The sequence below is a fragment of the Heliobacterium chlorum genome, assembly GCF_014502795.1.
In the GTDB taxonomy this organism is placed as follows: Bacteria; Bacillota; Desulfitobacteriia; order Heliobacteriales; family Heliobacteriaceae; genus Heliobacterium; species Heliobacterium chlorum.
Map to the genome: position 1 here is coordinate 1 of NZ_JACVHF010000114.1, position 917 is coordinate 917.

The 917-nt window shown below is 52.5% G+C and carries 1 protein-coding gene; it reads left to right on the top strand.

Features of this window, described 5'->3' with window-relative positions; genetic code table 11:
- Window positions 1-917: tape measure protein (locus H1S01_RS20440; RefSeq protein WP_188042173.1), on the top strand; the 917-nt coding region annotated here is incomplete at both ends.

Below are 917 nucleotides of genomic sequence, written 5' to 3' on the forward strand. Positions count from 1 at the left end.
GAAAGTGTGATGCCCAACCTAAAAGCCATCGGGGATGCGGTGTCCGCTGTCGGCGGCGGGGAAGAGATGCTGAATGGTGTAACCATGGCTTTGGGGCAGATGGCAACGAAGGGCAAGGTTTCGGCAGAAGAGATGAACCAGCTTGCGGAACGTGGAATCCCGGCATGGGATCTAATGGCCCAAAAGCTGGGAATGAGTAAACAACAGCTGATGGATTTATCAGCGGCAGGGAAAGTCATGTCCGATCAAGCGGTGCCTGCTCTGATTGATGCCATGGGAACCAAGTTTGCCGGGGCGATGGACAAACAAAGCCAATCCTTCAAAGGGATGATTTCCACTCTATCCGATAACACCAACATGCTTTTGGGTCAACTGTTTGACCCGATATTCCAAAAGCTGAAAGAGCTAACCCCGTTGGCCATCCATTTCGTGAACGCCTTTTCCGAGGGCTTCAAAAGCGATGGACTTTCCGGGGCCATTTCTGCGGCTTTTCCGCCGGAGATTGCGGTGACCATCAATACAATTCTGGCGGCTGTAACTGGGCTTTTTAACTTTCTTACTTCAAACTGGTCCATCATCGGCCCGATTCTTGCGGGGATTGCTGTCGGTTTCGCGGCCTTTGACGTCATCACGAAAATTCAAGCGGCGGTACAAGCGATCCAAGCCTTTTCTCTGGCGACTTCGGCCTTAGCCGGCCCAGTGGGGATCGCAGTGGTGGCTATCGGTGCCTTAGTTGCAGCCGGGATTTACGTATATCAAAATTGGAACTCGATTTCTCAATTCCTGACCGGGTGCTGGCAAAGGATTTCTGTGGTGGCGACGACGACATGGAGCGGGATGGTGAGTTATCTTTCGGGGATTTGGATGGGGGTAACGCAGAGTACGACGTCGGCATGGAATGCTTGTACCCAATTCCT